18 protein-coding genes are annotated in these 24,582 nt (G+C 71.6%); 11 read left to right on the top strand and 7 right to left on the bottom strand.

The window, feature by feature from the left end:
- Nucleotides 1–2: 2 nt before the first annotated feature.
- From ACWFR4_RS14120 to ACWFR4_RS14105, 4 genes are all read right to left on the bottom strand, one after another.
- Nucleotides 3–923: a 3-keto-5-aminohexanoate cleavage protein gene (locus tag ACWFR4_RS14120; protein ID WP_453652578.1), complete on the bottom strand. Its 921-nt coding sequence runs from the start codon at nt 921–923 to the stop codon at nt 3–5.
- Between the two features lie 62 nt (nt 924–985).
- Nucleotides 986–1,843, bottom strand: a complete 858-nt coding sequence (locus tag ACWFR4_RS14115; protein ID WP_453652576.1) for a TetR family transcriptional regulator C-terminal domain-containing protein — start codon at nt 1,841–1,843, stop codon at nt 986–988.
- 116 nt (nt 1,844–1,959) lie between these two features.
- Nucleotides 1,960–3,960 (bottom strand): endo-beta-N-acetylglucosaminidase, encoded by a 2,001-nt coding sequence (locus tag ACWFR4_RS14110; protein WP_453652574.1) that lies wholly within the window; start codon nt 3,958–3,960, stop codon nt 1,960–1,962.
- 48 nt (nt 3,961–4,008) lie between these two features.
- Nucleotides 4,009–5,250, bottom strand: coding sequence for a glycoside hydrolase 5 family protein (locus tag ACWFR4_RS14105; protein ID WP_453652572.1), 1,242 nt, complete (start codon nt 5,248–5,250; stop codon nt 4,009–4,011).
- A 198-nt stretch (nt 5,251–5,448) separates the two neighbouring features.
- Here ACWFR4_RS14105 and ACWFR4_RS14100 point away from each other — a divergent pair, with 198 nt between their 5' ends.
- The 8 genes from ACWFR4_RS14100 (at nt 5,449) to ACWFR4_RS14065 (ending at nt 16,129) form a co-directional block, all read left to right on the top strand.
- Nucleotides 5,449–6,498 carry a LacI family DNA-binding transcriptional regulator gene (locus ACWFR4_RS14100; RefSeq protein ID WP_453652570.1) on the top strand — a complete coding sequence of 350 codons (1,050 nt, stop codon included), beginning with the start codon at nt 5,449–5,451 and terminating at the stop codon, nt 6,496–6,498.
- A 95-nt stretch (nt 6,499–6,593) separates the two neighbouring features.
- Nucleotides 6,594–8,273, top strand: coding sequence for an ABC transporter substrate-binding protein (locus ACWFR4_RS14095; RefSeq protein WP_453652568.1), 1,680 nt, complete (start codon nt 6,594–6,596; stop codon nt 8,271–8,273).
- A 7-nt stretch (nt 8,274–8,280) separates the two neighbouring features.
- Nucleotides 8,281–9,357, top strand: a complete 1,077-nt coding sequence (locus ACWFR4_RS14090; protein ID WP_453652566.1) for an ABC transporter permease — start codon at nt 8,281–8,283, stop codon at nt 9,355–9,357.
- Entirely contained in the window at nt 9,354–10,346 is a 993-nt protein-coding gene (locus ACWFR4_RS14085; RefSeq protein WP_453462447.1) for an ABC transporter permease, read from the top strand. Before ACWFR4_RS14090 ends, ACWFR4_RS14085 begins: the two co-directional genes overlap by 4 nt.
- On the top strand, nt 10,343–11,419 hold the full coding sequence (locus ACWFR4_RS14080; protein WP_453652564.1) for an ABC transporter ATP-binding protein: 1,077 nt from the start codon (nt 10,343–10,345) through the stop codon (nt 11,417–11,419). Before ACWFR4_RS14085 ends, ACWFR4_RS14080 begins: the two co-directional genes overlap by 4 nt.
- Nucleotides 11,403–12,422 (top strand): ABC transporter ATP-binding protein, encoded by a 1,020-nt coding sequence (locus tag ACWFR4_RS14075; RefSeq protein ID WP_453652562.1) that lies wholly within the window; start codon nt 11,403–11,405, stop codon nt 12,420–12,422. The genes ACWFR4_RS14080 and ACWFR4_RS14075 overlap by 17 nt, the downstream gene beginning before the upstream one ends.
- Nucleotides 12,422–13,681, top strand: coding sequence for an alpha-L-fucosidase (locus ACWFR4_RS14070; RefSeq protein WP_453652848.1), 1,260 nt, complete (start codon nt 12,422–12,424; stop codon nt 13,679–13,681). Before ACWFR4_RS14075 ends, ACWFR4_RS14070 begins: the two co-directional genes overlap by 1 nt.
- A gap of 63 nt (nt 13,682–13,744) precedes the next feature.
- Complete coding sequence (locus ACWFR4_RS14065; protein WP_453652560.1) at nt 13,745–16,129, top strand: beta-N-acetylglucosaminidase domain-containing protein; 2,385 nt, start codon at nt 13,745–13,747, stop codon at nt 16,127–16,129.
- Between the two features lies 1 nt (nt 16,130).
- On the opposite strand, the gene ACWFR4_RS14060 is transcribed toward ACWFR4_RS14065, so the two are convergent.
- Nucleotides 16,131–19,088, bottom strand: coding sequence for an NACHT N-terminal helical domain 7-containing protein (locus ACWFR4_RS14060; protein WP_453652558.1), 2,958 nt, complete (start codon nt 19,086–19,088; stop codon nt 16,131–16,133).
- A gap of 158 nt (nt 19,089–19,246) precedes the next feature.
- On the opposite strand from ACWFR4_RS14060, the gene ACWFR4_RS14055 reads away from it, so the two are divergent.
- Both ACWFR4_RS14055 and ACWFR4_RS14050 read left to right on the top strand, forming a co-directional pair.
- The gene (locus ACWFR4_RS14055) at nt 19,247–21,001 is read left to right on the top strand and encodes a histidine kinase (protein WP_453652556.1); all 1,755 of its coding nucleotides are present in this window, start codon (nt 19,247–19,249) and stop codon (nt 20,999–21,001) included.
- On the top strand, nt 20,998–21,636 hold the full coding sequence (locus ACWFR4_RS14050; protein WP_453462492.1) for a response regulator: 639 nt from the start codon (nt 20,998–21,000) through the stop codon (nt 21,634–21,636). Before ACWFR4_RS14055 ends, ACWFR4_RS14050 begins: the two co-directional genes overlap by 4 nt.
- A 214-nt stretch (nt 21,637–21,850) precedes the next feature.
- On the opposite strand, the gene ACWFR4_RS14045 is transcribed toward ACWFR4_RS14050, so the two are convergent.
- The gene (locus tag ACWFR4_RS14045; RefSeq protein ID WP_453652554.1) at nt 21,851–22,963 is read right to left on the bottom strand and encodes a cobalt-precorrin-5B (C(1))-methyltransferase; all 1,113 of its coding nucleotides are present in this window, start codon (nt 22,961–22,963) and stop codon (nt 21,851–21,853) included.
- 17 nt (nt 22,964–22,980) lie between these two features.
- On the opposite strand from ACWFR4_RS14045, the gene ACWFR4_RS14040 reads away from it, so the two are divergent.
- Entirely contained in the window at nt 22,981–23,754 is a 774-nt protein-coding gene (locus ACWFR4_RS14040) for a cobalt-precorrin-6A reductase (protein WP_453652552.1), read from the top strand.
- 139 nt (nt 23,755–23,893) lie between these two features.
- Here ACWFR4_RS14040 and ACWFR4_RS14035 read toward each other — a convergent pair whose 3' ends face one another.
- Nucleotides 23,894–24,535, bottom strand: coding sequence for a precorrin-8X methylmutase (locus ACWFR4_RS14035; protein WP_227298749.1), 642 nt, complete (start codon nt 24,533–24,535; stop codon nt 23,894–23,896).
- Nucleotides 24,536–24,582: the final 47 nt, after the last annotated feature.

Genomic DNA, 24,582 nt, shown 5'->3' with positions numbered 1-24,582 from the left:
GATCAGGCGGTTCCTTCCTGGGCGACGGACCGGCCGCGGGGCTTGAGGCCGAGTTTCTGGCGGGCCTCGTCCGGGGTCGCGACCCGGGCGCCCATCGCCTCGACGATCGTCACGGCGCGCTCGACTAGCTGTGCGTTGGTGGCCTTGACGCCCTTGCCGAGGTAGAGGTTGTCCTCCAGGCCGACGCGGACGTGCCCGCCGAGCACGACGGACTGCGCGACCCACGGCATCTGCATCCGGCCGAGCGCGAAGCTCGCCCACTGGGCGCCCTCAGGCAGCATGTTGACCATCGACTGGAGCACGCCCGGGTCGGCGGGCGCGCCCCAAGGGATGCCCATGCAGAGCTGGAAGACGGTCGGGTCGTCGAGCAGATCCTCGGCGAGCAGCTGCTTGGCGAACCAGAGGTGACCCGTGTCGAAGATCTCCAATTCGGGCCGTACGCCCAGCTCCTGGATGCGTCGGGCGCCCGCGCGGAGCATGTCGGGGGTGGAGACGTAGAGGTTGCTACCGTCGCCGAAGTTGAGGGAGCCGCAGTCCAGGGTGCAGATGTCGGGGAGCAGGTCCTCGACGTGCGGGAGCCTTTCGAGGCCGCCGACGAGGTCGGTGCCCGGCAGCTGCTTGAGCGGCTCGTCCGGGTCGATGACCAGGTCACCGCCCATCCCGGCGGTGAGGTTGATGACGACGTCGGTGCCGGTCTCCTTGATCCGCTCGACGACCTCGCGGTACAGCCGCGGGTCGCGCGAGGGCGCTCCGGTCTCGGGGTCGCGCACGTGGATGTGGACCTCGGCGGCGCCCGCGTCCGCCGCCTCCACCGCGGAGCGGGCTATCTGCTCGGGGGTGACCGGTACATGGGGGCTCTTGCGGACGGTGTCGCCGGCGCCGGTGAGGGCGCAGGTGATGATGACGTCCTGGTTCATGGGCATGCGGACATCGCTCCTTGGGCCCGAAGGCCGTTGGGGGCAGGGGGATGTGAGGGTGAGTCAGTTCATTGGGGGACGGGCGCGGTCAAGGTGCTGTCGACGTACGCGAGCAGGGCCGTGTGCATCGCCTCGGCGTCGGTGCCGGGGCCGCCGGGAGCCGTGGCGAGCACCTGGGTGGCCAGGCCGTCGATCAGGGCGGTGAGCGCGAGCGCCGCCGCCTCCGGGTCGACGGGTCTGAACGAACCCCGCGCGACACCGCGCCGCACCACATCGGCGACGGTCTCGCGCCACTGGCGGTAGTACTCGGTGTGCAGCCCGCCGACCGCCGTGGAGCGGGCCGCCTCGGCCCACAGGTCCAGCCACACCGCCCACTGCCTGCGCTGCTGCGCGGTGCGCGGCGTCTGGAGCGCGATGAGCTGGCGCAGCTCGTCGGCCGGATCGGCCGCGTCGGCAATGCGGGCCGCCCGGTGGGCGGTGTCCTCGTCCATGCACCACCGCACGGCCGCCTCGAGGAGCTCCGCGCGGCCGGGGAAGTGGTAGTGGATGGCGGCCGTGCTGGTCGCGCAGGCCTCGGCGATGTCGGAGACCCGTACGGCGTGGAAGCCGCGCTCGGCGATCAGGCGGACCGTCTCGCGCACGATCTGCGAGGGGCGGCCGCCCTCGACCGGGACGGCGGTGTTCGCCGGGCGGGCCGGGGGCCGATGCCGCGCGCCGAGCAGCCGGCCCGCGTCCACCTGCCCCTCGTCGGCGATCCGGGCCAGCTCGGCCGCCGTGAAGCGGCGTGTGCCGCTCAGGGACCGGGACAGCTTCGAGGGGTCCATGACGATCCGCCGGGCGAACTCGCGCTGGCTCACCCCGGCGGCGGTGATCACCTCCCGCACCCGGGCGGCGACCTCGTCTCGGTTCTCGTCTCCGTGCTCCACGGTCGACGACCTTAACCATGTGTTGAGCAGATCTCAACACATGGCCAGGCATCGATACAGATCAGCATGTGTATTGAGCTGCTGACTGGCGCATCAGTCGGTAGCTCAATACGCGGTCATCGGGGCCAGTGGGCGTCCGTTGTCGCGGGTGCGCTCCGGGACCCGTCCGGGGCGACCGCCACGAGCCGCAGCCGCGTGGCGGTCTGTGGCCCGGCGGGTGCGGGAAGGCTCAGGCAGTACACGTCGTCGTAGGTCCGGCCGAGCCAGCTCCCGTCGTCGCGCAGCAGGTCGTAGTGGTGGACGCCGTGCCCGGCGAGGCGCCACGACAGGAAGACATGGGCCGCCTCCCCGTCCGCGAGTACCTCGTCGACCGTGAAGTCCTGCGGCGGGGCGGGCGGTACGAACTCGGGTCCGAGCAGGGCGAGTTCACCGATCCGCACTGCGCACCCGGTGGGTCGCCGGGACGACAGGCGCAGGCCGACGGCCGCGATCGTCCGTCCCTGGAAGGGGGCGAGGCCGTGCGTCGTCGTGTGCCAGCCGGCCGCGGACCCGGCCGCGAGCCAGGTGAAGGTGTCGGGCGCGTCCTGGAACAGCAGCCCCACCTCCAGGTCCGCACTGTCCGTGCCGTGCGCGGTCACGGCGAGACGCTCGGGACCGGTGACCGCGAGCGCGGTCTTGTAGAGGCGTACCGTCGTCGCCCCGTCCGGCCCGAGCGGGCCTGACACGAGGAGCGAGGACCCGCCGTCGTACGCGAGCTCGTGGTCGAAGCCGACGGACAGGGGGGCGCCCGTGCCCTCGGCGCCCGTACCTTCTGCGCCCGTACCTTCTGCACACGTCCCCTCGGCGCGCGTCCAGAACTGCCAGGTCGGCAGCACGTCCTGGACGGAGGCGTTGTGCCAGTCGCCGTCCGAGGCCCGCTGCCCGTCGAGGAAGAAGGCGCGCCCGTGACCGGTGTTGAAGCGGGTGACGAACGGGAACGAGCCGATGACCGAGCGCTCGGTGATGTGGTGTGCCACGCCGTCCCACGCCCGGTGGTCGTCCCGGTCGCGTGGTGTCTCACGGTCGTGGGGGAGGAGGCGGCCGCTGCGGGTGGGATCCTCGTGCGGCCCCGACCAGTAGCGGCGCTCGCGCCGGAACACCTCGTCCTGGACGTCCGGGTCGTCGTGGTGCGGGGCCAGCTCCTTCACGAAGTGCGAACCGAACAGCGCCCAGCTCGTGCGCGCCGCTTCCCCCGGCGGGAAGAGCAGCCGCGGGTCGTACTCGGGGTCGAAGCCGAACTGCTCGTTCTCCGTGCCGTGGAAGACAGTGCCGTAGGGATCGCGTCCCAGCTTCAGCGCCGTCGCACGCGACGCCTCGACGCCCTCAGGTGTCATCCAGTAGTTCGCGAAGAAGCTGTCGGAGACGTCGAGCCAGGGGGCGTTGTCGGCGTTGAGGTGGTTGAGATAGTCGAGGTGCCCGTCCGGCGTGATCGTGTCGTACCACTGGAGGTGGAACCCCTCCGGGGCGCGCTCCCGCACTGAGCGCAGCAGGTCGTAAAGGCGCGCCGCCTGGCCGGGCGGCGTCTCGGCCTCGTGGTTGATGAAGTAGCCGTCGAACCCGAAGTACGCGGACATCTCGATCAGCTTGTCCGCCACGGGGAACGAGCCGTCGGGGCGCTGCTCCAGATAGTCCTCGAAGTCCCCGGAGCGCGGCCAGAACCAGCAGCCCAGGCTGCGGACGCCGTTGCGGTGGGCCGCGTCCGTGTAGGCGGGGTTGGGCAGGTTGACCAGGCCGTGCGCGGGATCGTCCGCGGGCGAGCCGTCGACGGGCAGCCCGTGCCAGGAGCCGTAGAAGTCGGAGTACTGCCAAAAGCGCAGCAGGCGGCGCGCGAACGCGTCGCCGTACTTGCGGGCCGTGAAGAAGGCGTCGTCGTAGTCGTAGGTCAGGTTCATCAGCTGCGGGCCCGTCGCCAGGTCCGGGTGCGCCTGCGTGGCGGGGAACGGGGCGATGCGCGGCGCGAGCGGGACGCGGGAGCGGAAGTGGCGCGCCCACCGGTCGGTCCCGGGGCTCCAGCTCTTGAGCGCGGCGGCGTCGTAGCCGTGCATGTACGGGCGCACGGGGGGGCGGTCGTCAGCCATGGGGCAACTCCGTTGAGGCGGGGACGGGTTCACGGGCGGATGCGGTGATCAGGCAACGTTGTCAACGGTCACGACCTCGGTGATCCCGCGCGCCGCGAGATGCCCCGCGTCGTCGGCGAGGCCCGCCAGGACCGTCGTCGGACGCGCCCCGTCCGCCGTCAGACGCGTGAACGCCTCGAAGACGGGACCGCCCGGCGCGCACACCGAGCGGTGCGGCGCCCGGTCCTCGTCGCCCGCGTCCACGACCAGGGCCGTCGTACGCGGAGCCGGCGCGTGCTCGCGCCCCCGCCACTGCGCGGCGATCGCGGCCACGGACTTGCCGGCCGGCTTCGCCTCGCCGTCGTTCGTCAACAGGCCCAGCGAGTACTCGAGTTCGGGGAAGTCGGCGAGGTCGCGGCTGACGTCGTGCGAGCACCACCAGGTGACGCCCCACAGATCCGGGCAGTCCAGGGCCGCCTCGACGGTGGCCTCCGTGAACTCGGCCGCGTACTCGGCCGGGATCAGCGGCTGCGGCGCGCCCACCTCCTGGAGCCACACCGGCCGTCGTGGGTCGAGCGCCCACGCCTTCGACAGCTCGACCAGATACGCGGCGTGCCCCGAGGTCGCCGGGCCGCTGCGACCGTGGCGCTGCGCCGTGCCGTTGAACACCCACGAGTGCACCGCCGTCATCGCGCCGAGCCGCGCCGCGTGCGCCGGAGTGAACGGCTGGTCGTCCTGGTACCACGAGGCGTCGTACTCGGCGTGCAGATGCGGCAGCCCCGGCGCCCCCTCCTCGCACGCGGCGAGCACCCGCTCCAGCCAACTTCCGGCCTGCTCGGAGGTGATGCGGTCCGGGTCGGGGTGTGGGGGGCCCGCCGCGAACTGCGCGATCTCGTTGCCGATCGTCATTCCCAGGAAGTTCGGCCGGTCCGCGAGTGCGGAGGCGAGCGTCCGGAGATAGTCCTCCTGGGCCGAGACGACGTCCGGATCGGTGAAGATATTGCGGCGGTGCCAGGTCCGCGTCCACGCGGGCAGGAAGTCGAAACTCGACAGGTGCCCCTGGAGCCCGTCCACGTTGACATCGAGGCCGCGCTCGCCGGCCGCGTCCGCGAGCGCCACCAGCTGCTCGACCGCCCGCGGTCTGATCAGGGAGCGATTGGGCTGGAACACGGGCCACAGCGGGAACACGCGCACATGGTCGAGGCCCAGCGCGGCGATCGCGTCCAGGTCGGCGCGCACGGCGTCGAGGTCGAAGTCGAGCCAGTGGTGGAACCACCCCTGGCTGGGCGTGTAGTTGGCGCCGAAACGCATCGCGGACTCCCGGCTATCGGAATCGAATCCCGGGCAGTCTGCCCTCAACTCCTCGCTCGCATCCACCCTTTGCGCAGTTCCAGGAGATTTCTACGAGCCCTCTTGCCGAGGCGGCTTTAGCGCTTTAGTCTCCAGCGAACTCAAGCGCTTTAGCCAGCCGTGCGAACCGTCCGGCGAAGCGGATCCAGGAGCCAAGCCATGCGGCGTACCCCCGCCAGACGCCCCACCATCAAGGACATCGCGCTGCGCTCGGGCGTGTCCGAGAGCGCCGTCTCCTTCGCGCTCAACGGCAGGCCCGGTGTCTCGGAGGCCACCCGGGACCGGGTCCGCCGCGTCGCCGACCAGCTGGGCTGGCGGCCGAGCGCGGCGGCGCGCGCTCTGTCGGGCGAGGGTGCGGCCACGGTCGGCCTCGTGCTGGCCCGCCCGGCCAGCACGCTCGGCGTCGAGTCGTTCTTCCTCCAGCTCGTCTCCGGCATCCAGGAGGTCCTCGCCAGGCGCCGCCTCGGCCTGCTCTTCCAGGTCGTCGAGGACCTGTCCGCGGAGTGCGAGGCGTACCGGCGCTGGTGGGCGGAGCGCCGGGTGGACGGTGTCCTCGTCGTCGACCCGCGTGCGGACGACCCCCGGCCGCCGCTCCTGGACGAACTCGGCCTGCCGGCCGTCGTAATCGGCTCCCTGCCGCCCGGCGACGACGGCACCGGACACCCCGGCATCTCCAACCTGTGGGCCGACGACGCCCGCGCCATGGCGTCCATCGTGAGTCATCTGCACGGCCTCGGACATCGCAGGATCGTGCACATCGCGGGCCTGCCCGAACTCGCCCACACCCGGCGCCGCATCCAGTCGCTGCGCACCGAGGCGGAGCGGCGCGGCCTCACCGACGTCCGGTCGATCACCACGGACTACTCGGACACCGAGGGCGCCGAGGTCACGCGCCGCGTCCTCGCGTCCGACGCCCCGCCGACGGCGATCGTCTACGACAGCGACGTCCTGGCCGTCGCCGGGCTCGCCGTCGCCGCCGGGCGCGGCATCCCCGTGCCGGACCGGCTCTCCATCGTGGCCTGGGACGACTCCGTCCTGTGCCGCACCGCGCACCCCTCGCTGACCGCGCTCGTCCGCGACACGACAGCGTTCGGCCGGCGGGCCGCGGAGGAACTGCTCGCCCTGCTCGACGGCGGACCGGCCCTGCGTGTGGAAGACGAACTGCCCCATCTCGAACAGCGCGGCAGCACCGCCGCCGCGTCGCCCTGAACCGGACCCACCGTCTGTGCCGCCCCCCACACGCACGCCGCTCGGACAACGATGTCGACCCCTCGTCCCGGAGGTTTCAGGTCCCCATGAATCCCATGAAGCGCACGAACGCCACCACCCCCACGACCCGGTCCCGCACCCACGCGATCAGAACCGGCACCCTCGCGGCCCTCGCCCTCGCGCTCGCCGCGACCGGCTGCTCGGCCGGCCCCAACGCGTCCGGAGGGGCGGGCGCCTCGTCCCTCACCGCGAACCTGGGCTTCTCGGGCACCACCATCACCCGGAACTTCAACCCGTTCTCCCTGACGGCGTCACAGGGCACCTTCGGCTTCCAGTACGAGGCGCTCTTCGACTTCAACATCCTCAAGGGCGGTGAGTTCAAGCCGTGGCTGGGCACCAAGTACACGTGGTCCGACGGCGGCAAGAAGATCACCATCGACCTCGACAAACGCGCCAACTGGTCGGACGGCTCCAAGCTCACCGCCGCCGACGTGGTCTTCACCATGGACTACGTACGGGACAACAAGCTGCCCCCGAGCTGGGCCTTCGACTACAAGAAGGCGACGGCGGCCGACGACCACACGCTCGAGATCACCTTCGACAAGCCCGCCTACTCGAAGCTCGACTCCATCGGCGGGATCACCCCCGTGCCGAAGAAGGAGTGGCAGGGCAGGAACGGCAAGACGTACACCAACCCGAACCCGGTCGGCTCGGGCCCCTACAAGCTCAGGCAGTACAGCGCCCAGCAGCTCACCTTCCAGGCCCGCGACAACTACTGGAAGCAGAAGAACATCCCGGTCAAGACGGTCAAGGCGCCCGTCATCACTCAGGCCGCCGAGGTCCCCAAGCTGCTCAGCGGGGAGCTGGAGTGGAGCGGCGGGGTCGTGCCGGACGTGCGGAAGCAGTACCTCTCCAAGGACCCGAAGAACCACCACGCCTGGTACCCCACCTACGGCGGGCAGTACATGTTCTTCAACCACACGAAGAAGCCGTTCACCGATGTGCATGTACGCCGCGCCCTCTCCCTGGCTGTCGACCGCACCCAGCTGCTCGACATCACCAACCCCGGCATGTTCAACACGCTCAACCTGACCGGCCTGGACTCCAGGACCCAGGGCAAGTGGATCGACGCCAAGTACAAGGACGCCGAGCAGCCCAAGGCCGAACTCGCCAAGTCCCTGGCCGAGTTCGAGAAGGCCGGTTACACGAGGAAGAACGGCAAGCTGGTCGACGGCAGCGGCAAGCAGCTCGCCTTCACCATCATCGAGGTCTCCACCTGGGGCGACGCCGTCCAGTTCGACAAGGTCGTGGCCAGCCAGCTGGAGAAGGCAGGTGTCAACGTGTCGGTCAAGCCGACCGACGCCTCGCAGCTCGACGTCAAGCGCAAGAAGGGCGACTTCGACGTCCTGATCGGTGGCGCGGTCTACTACTCCACCCCGTACAACTACTTCAAGGACATGCTCTGGAGCGGAAACGCGGGCGTGTGGACCAACTACGGCCACTACAAGAGCAAGAAGGCCGACGCGCTCATCAAGGAGCTGGGCGAGACCGGCGACCAGGCCGAGATCAAGAGGATCTCCGCCGAGCTCGAGGGCATGATGGTCGACGACGTGCCCGCCGCACCTCTGATCACCATCGGTGTCTCCAGCGAGTACAACAGCAGGAACTGGACCGGCTGGCCGACCGCGAAGAACCCGTACGCGCAGCCCGCGCCGTGGGCCGGCGGGATCGACGCCATGAGCATTCTGCTCAACCTGCGCCCCGTGAAGGGCTGATGGCGCCATGACCGTTCCCGCCCTCGGCTCGGTGGACGCCACCGCCGTCGAGCCCAGGCCCGGCCGCCGCCTCAGGGGCGCCAGGCTCGGCACCGCCCGCTACTTCCTGCGGCGACTGGGCTTCTACGCCGTGGCCGCCGCCCTGGCCATCACCCTCAACTTCCTCATCCCACGCCTGATGCCGGGCGACCCCGCCTCCGCGCTGATCGCGCAGATGCAGCAGAAGCAGACGCTCTCCGGCGACCAGGTGCACGCCATCTACCGGCTGTTCGGGACGCCGGGGGAGCCGCTCTGGGACCAGTACGTCACGTATCTGAACCAGGTCCTGCACTTCAACTTCGGTATATCCGTGGCCTATTACCCCACCCCTGTGTGGGAGGTGATCCGCACCGGGCTGCCCTGGACGGTCGGCCTGGTCGGCCTCACCTCCGTCCTGTCCTTCGTCCTCGGCACCGCCGCCGGCGTCGTGTCGGGCTCCCGCGTGGGGTCGCGCTTCGACTCGTTCATGACGCCCGCGTCCATGTTCATGGGGTCGCTGCCGTTCTTCTGGGTCGCCCTCATCCTCGTCCTCGTCTTCGGTGTGCAGCTCAGCTGGCTGCCGACCAGCGGCGGGTACGACGGCGACATGCTGCCCGGCTTCAACGGGCCGTTCCTGGCCAGCGTCCTGCAGCACGGCATCCTCCCCGCGCTCACGATGCTGATGGCATCGGTCGGGGGCTGGCTCGTCGGCATGCGGAACATGATGGTCACGACCGTCTCCGAGGACTATGTGCTGCTCGCCCGCGCCAAGGGACTGTCCAAGGCGCGCGTGATGTTCCAGTACGCCGCCCGCAACGCCGTCCTGCCGAGCGTCGCCGGGTTCGCGCTCACCATCGGGACCGTCGTCAGCGGGCAACTCCTCGTGGAGATCGTCTTCGCCTATCCGGGCGTCGGGTACCTCCTGTACCAGGCGGTCTCCAGTGTCGACTATCCGCTGATGCAGGCCCTGTTCCTGATCGTCTCGCTCTCCGTCCTCGCCGCGAACTTCGTCGCGGACTCCGTGTACGGGCTCATCGACCCGCGTGCGAGGGAGACCCGTTCATGAGTGCATCGGTCCGCAGAAGGCACAGCCTGCGCCGCCTGAAACTGCCCCCGAACCCCAAGGTCCGCGTCGGGATCGCGATCTTCGTCTTCTTCGCGCTCCTCGCCCTGCTCGGCCCGTTCGTCGTGCAGAACGTGATGGGTCTCTCGCCCAGCGACGTCGACACCGCGCAGGCCATGGAACTCCCCTCCGCAGAGCACCTGTTGGGGACCACGGCCACCGGCGAGGACGTCTTCGCGCAGCTCGTCGTCGGCAGCAGGATCTCGCTGCTCGTCGGGCTCGTGGCGGGCGTCATCACCACCACGCTCTCCGTCCTCGTCGGGGTCGCAGGGGGGTATCTCGGCGGGCGCGCCGACTCCTTCCTGACCGCCGCCACCAATGTCTGCCTCGTCATCCCCGGCATGCCGCTGCTGATCATCGTGGCGAGCTATGTGCAGGGGCGCGGCGGCTGGCTCACCGTGGCCCTGGTCATCGGGCTCACGGCCTGGCCGTGGGGCGCGCGGCAGAAGCGGGCGCAGACACTGTCGCTCCGCCACCGGGACTTCGTGTCCGCGGCCGAGATGACGGGGGAGAGCAGGTGGGGTGTCATCACCCGCGAGCTGATCCCGTCGCTCGCGCCGATCATCTCCGTGAGCTTCCTGGGCGCGGTCGTCGGCTCGATGTTCGCGGATGCCGGCCTCTCCTTCATGGGGCTCGGCAACATCAACATCACGAGCTGGGGCTCGATGCTCTACTGGGCGCAGAACGCGGGCGCCCTGACCCGGGGCGCCTGGTGGTGGTTCGTGCCACCGGGTGCGTGCATCGCCCTGATCGGGGTCGCCGCGGGCCTGATCAACTTCGGAATCGACGAAATATCCAATCCCCGGCTCCGCAAGCCCTCCAAAGAGGTACGCGCCCGGGCCCGCGCCGCCCGGCTGCACGCGGCCGCCGGCGGCTCCGCGGCCAGGGCCACGGCCGGGAAGCCCGCGCCCGTTCAGGAGGCCGCGTCATGAGCAGCAACGGCACGCCGCAGTCACCGCTCCCTGAGCAGGGCACCCTTCATCGAAGTGAGCACCGCACACCCCTGCTCACCGTCCGTGGCCTGCACGTCGACTACTTCGACAAGGCGGACCCCGTACACGCCGTGAGCGGCGTCGACCTCGACCTGTTCCGAGGTGAAACCCTCGGCATCGTCGGGGAGAGCGGCTGCGGCAAGTCCACCCTCGTCACCGCCATCACCCGGCTCGAGCGGCCACCGGCCGTCACCACCGCCGGCTCGGTCGTCTTCCACGGCCACGACGGCACCGAGAGCATCGACGTCCTGCGCCTGACCGAACGTCAACTGGCGGAACTACGCTGGGAGAACATCGCGATCGTCTTCCAGAGTGCGATGAACGCCCTCAACCCCGTCCTGCGCCTGGGCAACCAGTTCGCCGACGTCCTCCGCCGCCACGGTCGCCTGTCCAAGCGCGAGGCCTGGGAGCGGGCAGGAGAACTGCTCGCCATGGTCGGCATCCCCGCCGACCGGCTGCGCTCGTACGCCCATGAGCTGTCCGGCGGCATGCGGCAGCGCGCCACGATCGCCCTGGCCCTCGCCTGCGAGCCCGACCTCGTCGTCATGGACGAGCCGACCACTGCCGTCGACGTCGTGATGCAGCGCCAGATCCTGCGCCAAATAGCTCGCCTCAAAAGGGAGTTGGGGTTCTCCGTCGTGTTCATCACGCACGACCTGTCCCTGCTCATCGAGATCGCCGACCGGATCGCCGTGATGTACGCGGGCAAGGTCGTCGAGACGGGCCCCGCACGGCAGCTCTACACCGACCCGCAGCACCCGTACACCGAGGCCCTGCGCGGCGCCTTCCCGCCGCTGCACGGGCCGCGCCGCGAGATCACCGGCATCCCCGGCTCCCCGCCCGGACTGCGCACCCTGCCCGCAGGATGCGCCTTCCACCCGCGCTGCGCCCGCCGCTTCGAACCCTGCGACAAGGCGACCCCGCCGCTCCTCGCCCTCGGCGCCGGCGAGGCCGCCTGTCATCTGCACCAGACCGTACGCGGCGAGGAGGACCACCATGCCCGCACCCGCTGAACCCGTCCTCGAAGCACGCGGCGTCGTCAAGAGGTTCCCGCTGCACGGGCCCGGCGGGCACGGCAAGGAGGTGCACGCCGTCGAGCCGACCAGCATCGCGCTGCACGCCGGCCGCATCACCGCACTCGTCGGCGAGAGCGGCAGCGGCAAGTCCACGCTCGCCCGCATGCTCGCCCTCGCCTACCCGCCCACCGAGGGCGAGATCCGCCTCGACGGCGCCCCCGTCAAGCAGGCCCGCACGGCCCGCGGCAAACGCGCGTACTACCGCCAGGTCCAGATGATCTTCCAGGACCCCTTCTCCTCGCTCAGCCCCGTGCACCGCCTGCGCTACATCCTCAGCCGCCCCCTGCAGCTGCACGGTCACGCCGCCGGGCGCGCGGAGCTCGAACGGCAGATCCTCGACCTCCTCAACCGCGTCAACCTCACCCCCGCCGACCAGTTCATCGACAAGTTCCCGCACGAGCTGTCCGGCGGCCAGCGCCAGCGCGTCGCCATCGCACGCGCCCTGGCCGCGCGCCCCAAGGTCCTCCTCGGCGACGAGCCCGTCTCGATGCTCGACGTGTCGATCCGCCTCGACATCCTGAACCTCCTCGGCACGCTCCGCGACGACGAGGGCCTCGCGATCCTCTACATCAGCCACGACATCGCGGGCGCCCGCTACTTCGCCGACGAGATCAAGGTCCTCTACGCGGGCCAGCTCGTGGAGTCGGGCCCCGCCGACACGGTCGTGGAGCAGCCCAGGCACCCGTACACCCGGCTCCTCCTGGAGTCCGCGCCCGACCCCGACCGCGACGGAGGGCTTCTCGACGAGCCCGAGGTCGTCGACGACGAGGAGACCCTCGGCGAGCCGCCGAGCCTCGTCGATCCGCCGGCGGGCTGCCGCTTCCACCCGCGCTGCCCGCTCGCGAAACCCGTGTGCGCCACGGCGTTCCCCCCGCGCACACATTTCGACGACGGACAGTGGGTGCACTGCTGGAGCTACGACGAGGAGAACTACCGATGATGCAGCCCTGGTTCACGGACGGAAAGCTCGGCATCTTCCTGCACTGGGGGATCTACAGCGTCGACGGCGTCGCCGAGTCCTGGTCCTTCTTCAACGGGCAGGTCCCGTACGACACCTACATGGCGCAGCTCGACGGGTTCGACGCCCAGAAGTGGGACCCCGACGCCTGGGCCGACCTGTTCGTCGAGGCGGGCGCCGCGTACGCGGTCCTCACCGCCAAGCATCACGACGGGGTCGCCTTGTGGGACACACAGGCGAACGACCTGTCCGTCGTCAAGCGGACCCCGGCCGCCCGCGACCTCATCACCCCCTACATGGACGCGCTGCGCCGCCGCGGTCTCAAGGTCGGCCTGTACTACTCGCACCTCGACTGGTCCCACCCGGACTACGCCACGGTCCGGCCGGACGGGCAGGACCGTGGCGACCGCGGCAACCCCTACTCGATGCCCGCCGTCGGCGAGGAGTCCCCGGAGCGCTGGGACGCCTTCCTCGCCTTCCACCGCGCCCAGATCCGCGAGCTCCTCGGGCTCTTCCAGCCGGACCTGCTCTGGTTCGACGGCGAGTGGGAGCGCAGCCCCGAACAATGGCGCATGGCCGAACTCACCGCACTCATCAAGGAGTTGAGCCCGCACACCGTCGTCAACGGACGCCTCACCGGACACGGCGACTACGCGACACCCGAACAGGGTGTGCCCGTCGAACCGCCGGAGGGCCCCTGGGAGCTCTGCCTCACGGTCAACGACTCGTGGGGCTACCAGCCCCAGGACGACCACCACAAGTCGCCCCGTCAGCTGGTCCGCGTCTTCGCCGAGACCGTCGGCGGGGGAGGCAACCTCCTGCTCGCCGTGGGCCCGAAGGCCGACGGCACGATCCCGCCCGTGCAGGCGGAGCGCCTCGAAGCGCTCGGCGAGTGGATCGCCGGACACCGGCCCGCCGTCCGCGACACCGTGCGAGGTCTGCCCCACGGCCACTTCTACGGCCCCTCCACCCTCTCCGCCGACCGCCGCACCCTGTATCTGTTCCTCTTCGACCGGCCCAACGAGTACGTCGTCCTGCGCGGTGTGCGCAACGCCGTCCGCTCGGCACGGATCCTCGGGACGGGAACGGACGTGCGCCACGAGCGCGTCGGCGGGCTCGGCGAGGTCCCCGGCTGGGAGTACCTGTACGTCACCGACGACCAGCTCGACCCCCTGTGCACGGTCGTCGCCCTCGAACTCGACGGCGAACTCGACCTGTACCGCGAACACACCCGCGACTGACACCCCCGCACTCCACCCCCCTCGACCGATCGACACAGACACCGATCTCGGAGGCAGAGCCCCATGACAGCCCGAAGAGCCGTGCACGCCTGTTCCGTCGCCACGCTGCTCGTCGCCGCGTCCGCCGCGGCGGTCCCGCCCGTCTCCGCGCACACGACGGACCGGCCCCTGCCCGTCGTCTCGCCGACCCCGCAGCACATGGCCCGCGCCGGAGCGGACATCGCCCTGCCTTCGCGCGCCGAACTCGTCGTGGACGACACCACCGACAAGCCGGCCCGCGACCTCCTCACCGCCACTCTGCGCGCCCACGGAGTCCGCCACGTCGACGTCCGCGCCAAGGCGTCGGGGCACGCGCCCCTGACCGTGCTCCTCGGCCCGGCCACCCGCCCCGACGTGGCCAAAGCCCTGCGCGGAACCGAAGTCCCCACCCAGGACGAGGGCTACGCCGCGCGCGTCTCGGGCCGGACCGTGGCGCTCGGCGGCACCGACGCGACCGGCCAGTTCTACGCGGCCCAGACGTTCAGGCAGCTCGTCACCAAGGGGAAGATCGCCGGGGCGTCCGTCTCCGACTTCCCGTCCATGCGGCTGCGCGGCTCCATCGAGGGCTTCTACGGACCGCCCTGGACGGAGGCGGAGCGCCTGGACCAGATGGACTTCCTCGGCGAGGTCAAGTCCAACACCTATGTGTACGCGCCCAAGGACGACCCGTACCACCGCGACAAGTGGCGCGAGCCGTACCCGGCGGACAAGCTCGCCCAGCTCGGCACGCTCGTCGACCGCGCCCGCGCCAACCACGTCCGCTTCACCTTCGCCGTCTCGCCCGGCGGCTCGGTCTGCTACTCGGACCCGTCCGACGTGAAGGCCCTCACCGCGAAGCTCCAGGCGCTCTACGACCTGGGCGTGCGCTCGTTCTCCGTGCCGCTCGACGACATCAGCTACACCAAGTGGAACTGCGACGCCGACCAGCAGAAGTTCGGCGCCCCCGGGCGCGGCCCCGCCGCGAAGGCCCAGGTCGGTCTGCTCAACACCGTCCAGCAGGACTTCATCGCCACCCACGACGGCGCCAACCCGCTCCAGATGGTGCCCACCGAGTACGGCGACCTCACCGACACCGCGTACAAGCAGGAGCTCCGCGGGAACCTCGACAAGAACATCGAGGTGATGTGGACCGGCACCGACGTCGTCCCGCCCGAGATCACCAACGACCAGGCGCAGAAGGCGTCCGAGCTGTTCGGGCGCAAGGTGTTCGTCTGGGACAACTACCCGGTCAACGACTTCGGCCGGACCTCGGGACGCCTCTTGCTCGCCCCCTACGACAAGCGCGAGCCCGGCCTGTCCGAGCACCTCAGCGGCCTCGTCTCCAACCCGATGAACCAGGAGGCGGCCAGCAAGCTCGCCGTCTTCACCATGTCCGACTTCTCGTGGAACGACCGCGGCTACGACCGCACCCGCTCCGCCCGTCAGTCCGCGCTGCACCTGGCCGGCGGGGACCCGCGCGTCGCCGACGCCGTACAGACCTTCGTCGACCTCAACCACATGGCACCGACGTTCGGCGCCAAGCCGTGGCAGCCGCAGTCGCCGATCCTCAGCGCGCAGCTCGAGAAGTTCTGGAAGGCGTACGAGAGCGACCCGACGGCCGCGATCCGCTCCTTCGCCCCGACCGCGACGAACATCGGGCGCATTCCGGCCGTCCTCCGCGCCGGCGTGCCCGACCAGCAGTTCCTGCACGATGCCGGGCCCTGGCTGGACTCCACCGCGCTGTGGGGCAAGGCCCTCGGGCACGGTCTCGCCGCGCTGAAGGCCATCGACGCCCATGACGCGGACAAGGCGGCCGGCGAGCGCACCGCGATGGAGCAGGCCGCCGACGCCGCCTCGCACATCACCATCGACCCGGCCGAGCACCACCAGCCCGGACCCGTGAAGATCGCCGACCCGTTCCTCGGCGACTTCGTCAGCCAGGTCCAGGACCTGCACGACGCCTCGAAGGGCCTCAAGCCGCTGCGGCAGCTCGCCCTGAACAAGGACACGAAGCAGAGCTCGGACTACGCCTCGGGCGGCGCGTTCCCGTACGGCGCGGCCAAAGCGGCCGACGGCGACCGCTTCAACTTCTCGACCACCAGCGGCAAGGAGGCGCAGCCCTGGTGGCAGGTCGACCTCGGCTCCGTCGTCGACCTGGAGCGCGTCGACGTCTACAACCGCAGCGACTGCTGCGCGGACCGCACCAAGGACTACTACGTCCTGGTCTCCGACGAGCCCTTCACCGGCACCCTGTCCGACCAGCTGACCAAGCCCGGCGTGTGGTCCCACCACGAGACCGCGCAGGCCGGCGGCCCGACGGCGATCCAGGTGACGGCACACGGCCGCTATGTGCGGGTGTGGCTGGCGAGCGAGAAGCCCGTCGAGCTGAACATGGCGGAGGTCGAGGTGTACGGCAGGGCGCGGAGCTGATCTACCGCGTGAACGAGTAGATCTCGCTCCGCAGGTCCGCCGGCAGCCGCGCGTCGTCCCGCCCCGCGGCGGTGGCGAGCAGCGCCGTGACGCGATGGACGTGGCTGCCCGGCAGGGCCTCCATGCCGCGCAGCACCCGGCGGTACGTCAACTCCAGCTCGGTGTCGGTCAGTTCCACGCCGCCGCTGAGCAGGAGGTGCAGCAGGTCGTGTGCGAGCGAGGTGGCCGGCTCCCCTTCCGTGGCCACGAACGTGGTCACGGAAGGGCCCAGCCACGCGAACACCGGGTCCATGACGTGCCGCACGAGGGAGTCGTTCGTCCCGCCGGACACCTCCATCTTGTGCCAGATCTCGTCCCAGTAGGGCCGGGACCAGCCGGGCCCGCCGTGCCCGCGCGGGTAGCGGTAGAGCCAGTTCGCGTCGACCGGGTCCGGCGGCGCGGGCGCGCCGTACCGCGGCGCGACGTCGAGCGTGCGACGGCCGTCGGCGTCCCAGGACCGGCGCAGGGTCATCGACAGGGCGAAGTCCGTCCACTGCTCCTCGTTGAGCGCCGAACGCCACAACAGGGCGTGCCGGTGCCAGGCGCTGACCGGGTTCGCCGAGCCGGGGAACAGCTCGGCGGCCGTGGTGCCGCCCGTCAGCAGCAGGATGACCAGGACGAGATTGGCGCCGTAGAGGCCGTGCCGCGACGCGACCCTCAGCGTCGCGGGCCGGTAGGCGGGGTGCTGGTCACCGGTGCGGGTCTCGTGCTGGTCGAGTACGCGGATCAGGACGCGGCTGAGCCGTTCCCGCTCGCCCGGCTCCATCCGCGCCGCCATCGCGCCGGCGAACCGCAACATCTGGCGCCCGGACAGGGGCGCGTAGGAGAGCAACGCGTACGCCAGGTCGTCGTCCACGCGCTGGTCGCCGAGGGCGAGGGCGGGCCGGTTCTGCACGAGCGCGCTCAGCACGTGCAGCGCGAGCCGCACCGCCAGATACTCGCCGAACGTGGCGTGCAGGAACTCGTACGTCGCGAGGACGTGACCGTCGCGCACCGACTGGGCGCGCTGCACGAAGTAGAACCGGCCGAGCGCGACCTCGGCCGCGCCGAGCGGCGTGCGGAAACCGGAGGCCCCGGGGGACGAGCGGCCCAAAAGCGCGGCCAGGTCCTCGTCGAGCTCGGCCGCCGAGACCCACTGACGGCGCCGGTTGAGCAGGGCGAACGCGACCAGGGACAGGCGTTGCATCTCCAGCTCGGCGCGCTCGCGCAGGAGGTCGTCGGACGCCATGTCCCCGCTCGTCTTGCCGACTTCACGGCGCGCGAACGAGAAGAGGAGCTCCTCGTACAGATCGGCCTCGTCCAGCGGCTCCCCGCCGTCGCTCTGCAGGCCGTTGTCCGCCACGTCGTACAGGGCCAGCATCATCAGGAGCAGCGGCTGCGCCGCGAGCGCCGCGTGCCGCGACACCACCTCCCACGACAGCGGGCGCAGGCCCCTCGCCGTGAACCCGGCCGCGTTGGCGTCGTTCCACACCGCGAGCCACTGTCGGATCTGCGCGGCCCGGAACGGTTCGAGGCGCAGCGCCACCATGCCGTCGGGGTAGCGCGCGCGGTCGGCGACGGACGTGCGGCTGGTCACCAGGGCCAGCAGGGGACGGCCCTGTTCCGCCTCGCGCTCCTGGAAGCGGGCCACCCGGACCAGGAAGTCGTTGTGGTGCACGCCGGTCGTCTGCAGCAACTCGTCGAACCCGTCGAGCAGGAGCACCGGGACCGCGCCGCCGGCCGAGCGGACCAGATCGGGCCACGTGACGCGCTCGCCGGTCGCGGCCCGCACCGCCTGCTCGATCTGCTCCTGGAGATCGTCCTCGGCACGTACGTCGCGCAGCGGCACCCGCACCGGCAGGAACCCGGCCGCGGGGAGCCGCGCCGCGAGCACCCGGGTCAGGACGGACTTGCCCGCGCCGGGCTGCCCGAGCACCAGCAGCGGAGTCCGCTCCTGTCCCGCCGAGGTCAACGCCCCCGCGAGGTACCGGGTCAGGTCCCCGCGCACCGGGGCCCGCTCCCACCACGCCTCGTCCGCCGGTCCGTGCTGCCCGGCCACCGGCCGCACCCGGAAGTCCGGGTCCAGATACATCTCCTCCAGGGCCGGTACGCGGATGCCGTCGGGCGCCGACGCCGCGTCCAGGACCGGACGGGAGAGCGCCGCCTCGTGCGAGCGGGCCAGGGCGGCCGCGACATCCACGGGCGGCCGCGCGTGCGACGCCGTACCGGCCAGCAGCGCCTCGATTCCCGCGAGGGCCCGCTGCACGCCGGCCCGCGTCGCCCGGTGCTCGGTCAGGGTGGCCCAGAATCCGAACTCAGGTGCCTGCTGGGCGAGTTGGGCATACAGGCTGTCGTAGTGGACGCACGCCGCACTCGGCAGCGCAGCCGTCAGGGCTCGCTCCGCCGCGTCCCGCCCCGCCGGCGTGAGCGTGTCCCACACCGCGAGGCCCGCCACGAACCGCAGGAAGCGCCCCGACAGGGCCGTGTACCAGCCGAGGAGTTCCCGCGCCACGTCCTCCGGCGCGAGGTGCGGTGCCGGGAACGGCGCGTCCACCGCGGCGAGGGCCCGCGCGAAACCGGCGTCCGATTCCCCGGCCCCGACCAGCGACAACTGGTCGCCACGGGTGATGCGCACCGCGTCGAGGGGGAACGGAAGGTCCTGCTCCGCGAGCGCCTCGAACCAGCCGAGGACCACGACGACCGTGTGCGCGGCCCGCAGCACCTCGCCCCGCTCGACCCGCCCGTCCGCCGCCCCGAGCCGCGCCCCGACCCCGCGCACCGCGTCACGGCCGAGCCCCAGGATCCGGCCCCGCGCGTCCGCGATACGGAGGAGTCCGTCGCTCATGCCGCCCGTCGCCACGGCCAGCACCCCGCCGAGCGACCGGTCGAGCGCCGCGAGGCGCGGCGGATCCGCGCCGAGCAGCACCAGCGCATCCGACAACGACAGCAGCCTGCGCGAACCCACCCGAACCCCCCATGGATCATGTGCGGACGGCGGCCACTCTGCCAGGACTCGAGGTCGGGGTCCATCGAGCACGGTGCGTAAGCTGTGCGACACCGCGTGCGCGCCGTTCCCCCGAATGGCTTACCGTGTGGGCCGTGGACAGTCAGGGGAAGCGTGCGGTTCGGCTGCGCCTGACCGGGGCCGCGGCGCTGGCCGCCGTATCGGGATTGGCGGGCTCGTGGGCGTACTTGCGGGCCGGTGGGTCCGCGGGCGACGTGGTGCGGGACCTCTCCGTGGGCTGGGCGTACGCGGCCGCGGGGCTCATCGCCTGGCGGCGCAGGCCCGCCAACCGGACCGGCCCCCTGATGATCGCCGAGGGCGTCACCTGGTTCCTCGGAAACCTCCAAGGCACCTCCGTACCCGCCCTGTTCGCGTTCGGCGCCTGGTGGGAGGCGCTGAACATGGCGATCCTCCTGCACCTCATCCTCTGCTTCCCCGAGGGCCGTCTCACCACGGTCCTGACCCGGCGTCTGGTCCAGTTCGCGTACGGTCTCGTCGCGGTCGGCGGCCTGCTGCGCACGCTCCTGTTCGACCCGGCGTGGGCCACCGGCGCCACCTACCTCGACTGCGCCGGCTGCGGCCCGAACGCGCTGTTCATCCCGGGCACCCACGACCTCTTCGGCCCCGTCGACACCGTGTACCACGCGCTCGGCTGGGTCATCTCCGCCGGCGCCGCGGTCGCCATCGTGCAGCGCTGGCGGCACGCGTCCGCCGCCCGCAGGCAGGCGCTGCTCCCGGCGTGGATCGGCATCGGCGTCGCCGTCGTGTTCCTGATGTGGGACATGCTCTTCTACGTCGTGCCGTGGTTCGGCGACGCCGGCGACACCGGTGAACAGGCCGTCTATCTGCTGTCCGACCTCGCGCAGGTCGCCGTGCCGTTCGCGTTCCTCGCCGGACTGCTGCGCATGCACCTCCAGCGCGCCGAGGTCAGCGGCCTCGTCATCGAGGTCGGCACCGACCCCGACCCGGCCCGCCTGCGCGAGGCGCTGGCCCGCGTCCTGGGCGACCCGACGCTGCGGCTCGGCCTGTGGCGCGAGGAGCGACGCGCCTACGTCGACGGCTCGGGACGGGAGGTGACGGCGGACGGCACCGGCCGCACCCCCGTCGGAGCGGCGGACGGCCGGCCGCTCGCGCTGCTGCACCACGACCCCGCCCTCATGGACGACCCGGAACTCCTCGCGTCCGTCGCCGCCGCGCTGCGCCTCGCCCTCGAGAACGTGTGGCTGCGCTCCCGCGCCAGGGACGTGAGCACGCGGATCGTGGAGGCGGCCGACTCCGAACGCAAGCGCCTGGAGCGGGATCTGCACGACGGGGCGCAGGCCAGGCTGGTCTTCGCCCTGATGGCCCTGCGACGTGTCGAACGCGGCCTCGCCGACCATCCCGACGCCGCCCTGCGGGAGTCCGTGACCGAGGCGGAGTCCAGCCTCAGGCTCGCCATCGAGGAGCTGCGCGGCCTCGCCCACGGTCTGCACCCGGCGGTCCTCACGCGCGAGGGCCTCGGACCCGCGCTGACGGCGCTGGCCAGGGAGGCGACCCTGCCGGTCGTCGTCGCGGCCGAACCCCGGCGCTACGACGCGGTCGTCGAGTCGACCGCCTACTTCACGGTGTGCGAGGCCCTGTCGAATGCGGCCAAGCACGCCGGTGCCCGCGCCGTCAGCGTCTCCGCGACGCACCAGGACGGGCGGCTCGTCATCGAGACCGTCGACGACGGAGTCGGGGGAGCGGACAGCATGCGCGGCAGTGGCCTGCGCGGCCTCGCCGACCGGCTCGCCGCCGTCGACGGAGTGTTGCATGTACACAGTCCCGCCGGTGGCGGGACCAGAATCAGGGCGGAGCTTCCGTGCGGGTGATCGTTGCCGAGGACTCGGCGCTGCTGCGGCAGGGGATCGTACGACTGCTGTCGGACGAGGGTTTCGAGGTGGCCGCGGAGTGCTCCGATACGGGGCCGCTCCTCGCGCTCGTCGCCGAGCACCGTCCGGACGCCGTGCTCCTCGACATCCGCATGCCGCCGACGCACACCGACGAGGGTCTGGTCGCGGCGGCCGCGATCCGCGCGGCGCACCCCGGCACGGGCGTGTTGCTGCTGTCCCAGTACGTCGAGACGACCGACACCGTAAGGGCCCTGGCAGAGCAGCCCGAGGGCTTCGGCTATCTCCTCAAGGAGCGCGTCGCGGACATCGACGAACTCGGCGGGGCGCTCAAGCGCGTGGCGTCCGGCGAGACGGTCCTCGACCCGCTCGTCGTGGCCAAGCTCATGAACACCCCCCGCCCCTGGAGTCCCCTCGACGAACTCACCGGCAGAGAGCGGGATGTACTGGCGCTGATGGCCGAGGGCCACTCGAACGAGGCGATAGCCCAGCGTCTCGTCATCGGCGGCAAAACGGTGGAGACTCACGTACGGAACATCTTCGGCAAACTGCGCCTGGAGCAGGATCTGCTCGAACACCGGCGCGTGCGCGCGGTGCTCACCTACCTGCGCGCCTGACCCCGCCCGTGTGGGCGGGGCGAAGTGGTCCCGGCTGGCCGCTCCGAAGGCGACGTCGTCCCCCGATTTGCCCCCGTGGCTCCCCCGTACGTCGACTGCGGAGCGGTGCCGGTGAACTCAACTCTAGGCAGCCCGCGCGCCCGGGACATCAGGGCCAGCCCTGAGATCCGGAGTAGTTGCCACCGGAACCGGGCCACGGGGGCCGAAGCCGTGTTCAGCGGGGTGAGCAGCGCCCGACCACCGCACCCGCTCGGTCGATGCAGAGTACATCGACCTGAACGGGTGCGCCCCGCAACACGCGCAAAGCCTCGTCCCGGGCGGTCGCGGCGACCAGGTCGCCGAGCGGCGGCCACAACTGGAGTGCCGCGAGGCCCGTGTTGGCGTCCGCCACCGCCGCCGCGACCTCCGCACCCGCGCCCGCCCCGGCCGCGAGGCCGGCCAGGAACGACTTGTCGACCTGGGAGCGCGCCGAGTGCAGATCCAGATGCCCGGCCGCGAGCTTCGACAGTTTGGCGAACCCGCCGCAGACCGTCAGCCGGTCGACGGGATGACGCCGCACGTACTTGAGGACCGCGCCCGCGAAGTCACCCATGTCGAGGAGTGCGTCCTCGGGCAGCCCGTACTCGGCGACGACGGTCTTCTCGGACGTCGACCCGGTGCAGCCCGCCACATGCGTGCGCCCTGCGGCCCGCGCCACGTCCACACCCCGCCGGATCGAGTCGATCCACGCCGAGCAGGAGTACGGCACCACGATGCCCGTCGTCCCCAGGATGGACAGCCCGCCGAGGATCCCGAGCCGCGGATTCCAGGTCGACCGGGCGATCTCCTCACCGTGGTCGACGGACACGGTGATCTCGACGTCACCGCTCCCGCCGTGGCGCTCGGCGACGGCCGCGACGTGGTCCCGCATCATCTGCCGCGGCACGGGGTTGATCGCGGGTTCCCCGACGGCGAGGGGCAGTCCCGGACGGGTCACCGTACCGACGCCCGGACCCGCCCTGAACACGACGCCGGACCCCGCGGGCAGCAGCCGCACCGACGCCCGCACCAGAGCGCCGTGCGTGACGTCCGGGTCGTCGCCCGCGTCCTTCACGATGCCCGCCATGGCGTGCTCACCGGTCAGCTCCTCGGCCGCCAGCGCGAACGCGGGTGCCTGCCCCTTCGGCAGCGTGATCGTCACCGGGTCGGGGAAGTCGCCGGTCACGAGCGCGGTGTACGCGGCCGTGGCCGCCCCTGTCGCACACGCGCCGGTCGTCCAGCCGGGCCGCAGACCGGTGTGCTTGAGTTGGGCGCCGCGTCCGCCCTTGGCGCCGCCCGCCTCAATCATGATGGGACCCCGCACCCGTGCACGTACTGATCCTCGGCGGCACGACCGAGGCTCGCCGCCTCGCGCAAGCCCTGACCGCCGGCCACCCCGGGTGGCGCGTGACGAGCTCGCTGGCCGGCCGCGTGGCCCGGCCCCTGCTGCCCGAGGGTGAGGTGCGGACCGGCGGTTTCGGGGGAGCCGATGGCCTGGCCCACGCGCTGCGCGAGCTCCAGGTGGACGCGCTCATCGACGCCACCCATCCTTTCGCCGGGACGATCAGTTTCCACGCGGCGCAGGCCGCCTCCACGGCCCATGTTCCCTTGCTGGCACTGCGCCGCCCCGGCTGGGTCCCCGTACCGGACGACGACTGGCACGGCGTCGCTTCGCTCGAGGAGGCGGCGAGGCGTCTGCCGGCGCTGGGCCGACGCGCGTTCCTGACGGTCGGCCGCCTGGGCCTCTCGGCCTTTGCGGGCGTTCGTGACGTGTTCTGCGTCGTGCGCTCCGTGGATGCTCCTGAGCCGCCTCTGCCGCCCCGGTCGGAGGTGCTGCTCGCCCGTGGGCCGTTCACGGTGGAGGGCGAGCGGGCGGTACTGCGGGAGTACGGCATCGATGTACTGGTGACGAAGGACGCCGGAGGAGAGGCGACGGCGGCGAAACTGGTGGCCGCGCGGGAGGCGCGGATCCCGGTCCTGGTGGTACGGCGGCCGGACGTGCCGGCGGGAGTGACAGTGGTGGGATCGGTGGCGGAAGCGGTGGAGTGGGCGGGGAATCCGGGCACGTCCAGCCCGTTGGGCACCTCGGAACAAGCCTGATCAGGCGCTTCCTGCCCGCTGCCGGGCGCCTCTGGACAAGCCCGACCGTGCATATCAAGCCCGTCCGGCGTTTGAGGACGAGCCCGAAGGGCGAAAGCGAGGGTCCGGGGGCGTTGCCCCCGGGATGTGCGCCCGGAACCTATTCCACCGCACAGGCGACCGCGTTGACCGCCGCGGCGGCCATCGCACTGCCACCCCGCCGCCCCCGCACCACCAAGTACTCCAGCCCCAATTCCCCCGCATGCTCCACCAGCGCGTCCTTCGACTCGACCGCGCCCACGAACCCGACCGGAACCCCGATCACCGCGGCGGGCGGCTCCGCGCCCTCCCGCACCAGTTCCAGGAGCCGGAAGAGCGCCGTGGGCGCATTGCCCACAGCCACAACCGCCCCACCCATCCGCTCCCGCCACAGCTCCAGCGCCGCGGCGGAGCGCGTCGTGCCGAGCCGTTCGGCGAGCGCGGGGACCGACGGGTCGGACAGGGTGCACACCACGTCGTTGTCCGCGGGCAGCCGCTTCCGGGTGATGCCGCTGGCGACCATGGACACGTCGCACAGGACGGGGGCGCCCCCGCGCAGCGCCTCGCGGGCGCGGACCGCGACGTCCGGCGAGTACGCGAGGTCGCCGGCCAGGTCGACCATCCCGCACGCGTGGATCATCCGGACCGCGACCTGGGCCACCTCCGCGGGCAGCCCGCCCAGATCGGCCTCGGCGCGGATCGTGGCGAAGGACCGGCGGTAGATCTCCGCCCCGGACTTCTCGTACTCGAACGCAGTGCTCACGGCGGGGAGCCTATCCAGCGGTGCCCACTTCACAGGGCGCGGGGCCC

The organism is Streptomyces sp. NPDC055140 (assembly GCF_053607285.1).
The sequence above is the reverse complement of the archived record's forward strand: the minus strand, read 5'-3'. Positions and strand labels throughout refer to the sequence as shown.

Coding starts and splice junctions, on each gene's coding strand:
- ACWFR4_RS14120 (WP_453652578.1), bottom strand. CDS start 923: ATGCCCATGAACCAGGACGTCATCATCACCTGCGCCCTCACCGGCGCC.
- ACWFR4_RS14110 (WP_453652574.1), bottom strand. CDS start 3,960: ATGGCTGACGACCGCCCCCCCGTGCGCCCGTACATGCACGGCTACGAC.
- ACWFR4_RS14105 (WP_453652572.1), bottom strand. CDS start 5,250: ATGCGTTTCGGCGCCAACTACACGCCCAGCCAGGGGTGGTTCCACCAC.
- ACWFR4_RS14100 (WP_453652570.1), top strand. CDS start 5,449: ATGCGGCGTACCCCCGCCAGACGCCCCACCATCAAGGACATCGCGCTG.
- ACWFR4_RS14095 (WP_453652568.1), top strand. CDS start 6,594: ATGAAGCGCACGAACGCCACCACCCCCACGACCCGGTCCCGCACCCAC.
- ACWFR4_RS14090 (WP_453652566.1), top strand. CDS start 8,281: ATGACCGTTCCCGCCCTCGGCTCGGTGGACGCCACCGCCGTCGAGCCC.
- ACWFR4_RS14085 (WP_453462447.1), top strand. CDS start 9,354: ATGAGTGCATCGGTCCGCAGAAGGCACAGCCTGCGCCGCCTGAAACTG.
- ACWFR4_RS14080 (WP_453652564.1), top strand. CDS start 10,343: ATGAGCAGCAACGGCACGCCGCAGTCACCGCTCCCTGAGCAGGGCACC.
- ACWFR4_RS14075 (WP_453652562.1), top strand. CDS start 11,403: ATGCCCGCACCCGCTGAACCCGTCCTCGAAGCACGCGGCGTCGTCAAG.
- ACWFR4_RS14070 (WP_453652848.1), top strand. CDS start 12,422: ATGCAGCCCTGGTTCACGGACGGAAAGCTCGGCATCTTCCTGCACTGG.
- ACWFR4_RS14065 (WP_453652560.1), top strand. CDS start 13,745: ATGACAGCCCGAAGAGCCGTGCACGCCTGTTCCGTCGCCACGCTGCTC.
- ACWFR4_RS14045 (WP_453652554.1), bottom strand. CDS start 22,963: ATGATTGAGGCGGGCGGCGCCAAGGGCGGACGCGGCGCCCAACTCAAG.